General features: G+C 69.3%; 3 protein-coding genes. 2 read left to right on the forward strand and 1 reads right to left on the reverse strand.

Annotated features, from left to right (window positions below; genetic code table 11):
* Positions 1-527: 527 nt before the first annotated feature.
* Complete coding sequence (locus ACIN94_RS32645) at positions 528-1,643, forward strand: sensor histidine kinase (protein ID WP_400714858.1); 1,116 nt, start codon at positions 528-530, stop codon at positions 1,641-1,643.
* Positions 1,644-1,645: 2 nt separating this feature from the next.
* Positions 1,646-2,344, forward strand: coding sequence for a response regulator transcription factor (locus ACIN94_RS32650; protein WP_329094144.1), 699 nt, complete (start codon positions 1,646-1,648; stop codon positions 2,342-2,344).
* On the opposite strand, the gene ACIN94_RS32655 is transcribed toward ACIN94_RS32650, so the two are convergent.
* Positions 2,309-3,424 carry an alpha/beta hydrolase family protein gene (locus ACIN94_RS32655; protein WP_400714861.1) on the reverse strand — a complete coding sequence of 372 codons (1,116 nt, stop codon included), beginning with the start codon at positions 3,422-3,424 and terminating at the stop codon, positions 2,309-2,311. The genes ACIN94_RS32650 and ACIN94_RS32655 overlap by 36 nt on opposite strands.
* Between the last annotated feature and the right edge of the window lie 523 nt (positions 3,425-3,947).

A 3,947-nucleotide genomic window follows, 5' to 3' on the forward strand; every position in this document is an offset into this window, starting at 1 on the left:
CGCCATTCGAAGTTCTCGACGAGTACGCGGCACTTCAATCGGCTGCGTAGTCAACAACCGCAGATTCCGCTGTCCGGAATGATCTCAGCCCCTCATCACCGTGAGACGTGCCTACGCAACCAAAGCGGGGACCGGCGATGGGGCGAAGGCCGGCCAGTCGGGAGCGGTCAGACTCCTGTGGCTGAGGAACATTGGCCGGGACGGCGCCATCACGGAATCCGACAACGACACCGATGAATGGCGGACTGGCATACCGGAGAGCCACCACCTCCAGATCGGCGACATTCTGCTCTCCGCAGTAGTCGCTGGCCGTGCCAAGGCGGCTCGCGTCGAGGAATCCCACCTGCCAGCCGCAGCTGCAGGCTGTGTCTCCCCACTCCGTCGGCCAGACGCGGTAAGCGAGGCTGCTCTGCAAGATCATGAGGCATGAGCATGGCCGGCTACTGCTCGAAGACGCGGTCCATGACGGCTTGGCCTCATCCCTATGGCGGAGATGGATGATGACCAGCACGGCTAATGTTGATCCCATGGTCGAGCGGCGTCCCTTGATCGTGCGCAGGCTCCGGCCCGGCCACTGGGTGGCCGTCGACGCGATCGCCGCTGTCGTGCTCGCCGTCGCCTTCTGCGCGGCGGCCTGGCTGGCGTCGCAGTACGCGACGATCCCGCTGATCGCCGTCGCCTGCCTGCCGCTCGCGGTGCGGCGACTGTGGCCGTTGCCGGTGTTCTCGGTGGTCCTGGCGGCGACGGCGGTCGCGCCGCTCGCCGGGTGGGAGGAGGCGTACCCGGCGCTGGCGGTGGCTTTGCATGCCGTGGCCCTCCTCGAACGGCGGCGGCCCGCGGCGGTCGCGTTGATAGCCGCCCTGACGCTCACCGCGGTGGGTCAGGCCGTCGCCTCGGTCTCGTGGGCCTTGGCGCTGTCGGCGTGCGGTTTCGCCTGGTTGGTGCTCGGTCTCGCCTGGATCATCGGCGTCGCGGTCCGGGAGCAGCGCGCGCACGCGGCGCGTGCGGTCGTCCAGTCCGCCCAGGCCGCGGCCACAGCGGAGCGGCTGCGGATGGCTCGCGAGCTGCACGACGTCGTCGCGCACAGCATGAGCCTGATCTCCATGCGCGCCGGCATCGCCAACCACGTCGCCGACACCCACCCCGCCGAGGCGCGCGAAGCGCTGACGCTCATCGAGGACACCAGCAGGAGCGCGCAGGCCGACCTGCGGCGGCTGCTCGGCCTGCTCCGCGACGACCCGGCCGACCGCGAGGCGTGCTACGGCCTGGCCGCACTACCCGGGCTCGTTGTCGGAGCCGCCACGGCCGAGGTGGAGGTGGACCTGTACGTCGAACCTGGCCTGACGGTCACCGACGGGCTCGCCTTCGTCGTCTACCGCGTCGTCCAGGAGTCGCTCACCAACGTGATCAGGCACGCGGGCCCGACGCGCTGCCGGGTCGCCGTCAGCACGTACGACCGGCGGGAGCTCGTGGTTGAGGTGATCGACGACGGTCGGGGGGAGGCGCCCGGCTGGGGCGGCGGTCACGGGTTGGCCGGAATGAGAGAGCGGGTGACCATGTACGGCGGAACCTTCTCAGCGGGGTCGGAGCCTGGGGGCGGCTTCGCCGTGCGTGCTCGGCTGCCCTTGGAAGGTGAGCGGTGAGCGTGTCCACGGTGCTGGTCGCCGATGACCAAGCGCTGCTGCGGGCCGGGCTGCGCATGCTCATTGACACGGCGCCCGACCTGGAGGCTGTGGGCGAGGTGGGCACCGGGCGGGAGGCGGTGGAACTGGCCAGGCGCCTCCGCCCCGACCTCGTGCTCATGGACGTACGGATGCCCGACCTCGACGGGATCAAGGCCACCGAGCTGATAAGGGCCGACCCGGTCACCGCCGCGGTCAAGGTGGTGATGCTGACCACCTTCGACCTCGACGAGTACGTCTACGCCGCGTTGCGCGCGGGTGCCAGCGGATTCCTGCTGAAGGACGCCAGACCGGGCGACCTGCTGGAAGCGTTGCGGGTGGTGGCGGCGGGCCAGGCGCTGCTGGCTCCCTCCGTCACCATGCGGCTCATCGGGGAGTTCGCCAGGCGCGAGCCGGCCGGTGTTCCGGGGGCGTTGGCGGCCAGGCTCGCCCGGGTCTCCGGCCGGGAGCGGGAGGTGCTCGTGCTGGTGGCCAGGGGGCTGGCCAACCCGCGGATCGCCGAGCGGCTCGGCCTCGGCCTGGCCACGGTCAAGACGCACATCCGCAGCCTGCTGGCCAAGCTCGACGTCCACGACCGGGCCCAGCTGGTCATCGCCGCCTACGAGGGCGGCGTGGTCACGGCCGGTTCAGCGCCGGTAGGCGACCTCGGGGAAGGCGGGTGAGGGCCCGTCCAGCAGCGGCTCCTTCTGCTTGCGCAGGTGCAGGTCGAAGAAGGCCAGCGGGTAGGCCTTCTGGAAGGCCAGCGCCCGCTCGGCCGGGATCGTGCCGACGATCTCCTCGACCTCTGCCTTGCTGAGGCCCAGCGGCTTGGCCGACATCGGGATCAGTAGGACGTCGTCGCCGAAGGAGTTGTGGGCCGCCCCCTTGAGTGTGAGGTTGAGCCGCCAGCCGCGCAGGCCATCCCAGAACGTGCGCAACGCCGGGTTGGTCGACATGCCACCCTTTCCTTCGGTGTCGACCACCAGGTAGGGCCGGTCGAGCCCCGACTGCGCCACCTTGCCGAACACGGCGCCGTCCAGGCCCAGCCCGGCCCTGATGCGTTTGTCGGCGTACATCGCCGAGGAGGTCGCCGCGCCGCCGAGCGAGTGGCCGAACATGCCGATCCGCTGAAGATCGAAGACGTGTGCCTTGTCCAGCGTGGGCAACTGGTCCAGGACGAACCGCACGTCCGCCACCCGGACCTCGACCGCCTTGGCGAAGTCGGTCACCTCGGGCCCGGTCTCCACCCTGCCGTCGGGGAACTCGACCACCGCCGCGTCGTAGGTGTGGTCGATGGTGACCAACACGTAGCCTCGGCTGGCCAGTTCCTCCACGACGCCGGTGCCGTACGCGCGTGAGGCGTTGGCGCCGGGTGAGTAAAGGATCACCGGCAACTTGCCGAGGCCTTGATCGATGGGGGCGCCCTCGTGACCGTCGGTCGTGTCCAGCAGAACAGAACCCGGCTTCAGCCCGTTGTCCTCCAGGTATCGGTCGGCGGCCGCCTTGGGCAGCCAAGGAGCGACCTTGTGGTTCTGCGCATCCTTCGCCGGATACCACAGGCTGACCATCAGTTCGCGCTTGGCGCCCGACGTGGTCCAGGGGTCCTGGCGCGATTGATCGGTCAGGTGTACGGATACGGTTCCCACGGGATGCGGCCCTGTCGGTGAGGGGATCATCAGGCGCTGTGCCTGGACGGTTGCCGGGGCGCCGCAGGCGGAAATCGGCAGGACCAGCGCGAACGCCAGAAGGAGAGCTCGTTTCATATCTTTCACGATGTCGGCCATGACCAGCCGCGGCCTCGGGCGCTGGCACGATCTTCCGCTCAACCCGGGAAGGTAGCGCCCGAGGCCGACTCCACCCTGAGAGCCAGGTCCGGCGCTCGGGTTCGCGCGATGGGATGCGAAGTAAGGACGTTTCCCCTGGTCACGATCTCCGTAGGGGGCGCCGGAAGCTGCCGGTCGCAAAGGCCACTCCCGGTGATCGGAAGTGGCCTTTGAACTGCGAGCCGCCTTGGGGAATCGAACCCCTGACCTTCTGACCGGAAAATCACTACCCCCGCTGGGCAGGCGGCAGCGAACCCCGACCGGTGATCACGGTGGGGTCGTCTGTGAGGGCGGTATGGGTCAGGCGGCCGGGGTCACGGTGACGGCGAACCCCAGGGCTTGCAGTTGCCGTATGTGGCTGCGAATCTTCTGACCGGAAAATCACTACCCCCGCTGGGCAGGCGGCAGCGAACCCCGACCGGTGATCACGGTGGGGTCGTCTGTGAGGGCGGTATGGGTCAGG

The sequence above is a fragment of the Streptosporangium sp. NPDC087985 genome, from assembly GCF_044741965.1.
Taxonomy (GTDB): domain Bacteria; phylum Actinomycetota; class Actinomycetes; order Streptosporangiales; family Streptosporangiaceae; genus Streptosporangium.

Coding starts and splice junctions, on each gene's coding strand:
- ACIN94_RS32645 (WP_400714858.1), top strand. CDS start 528: ATGGTCGAGCGGCGTCCCTTGATCGTGCGCAGGCTCCGGCCCGGCCAC.
- ACIN94_RS32655 (WP_400714861.1), bottom strand. CDS start 3,424: ATGAAACGAGCTCTCCTTCTGGCGTTCGCGCTGGTCCTGCCGATTTCC.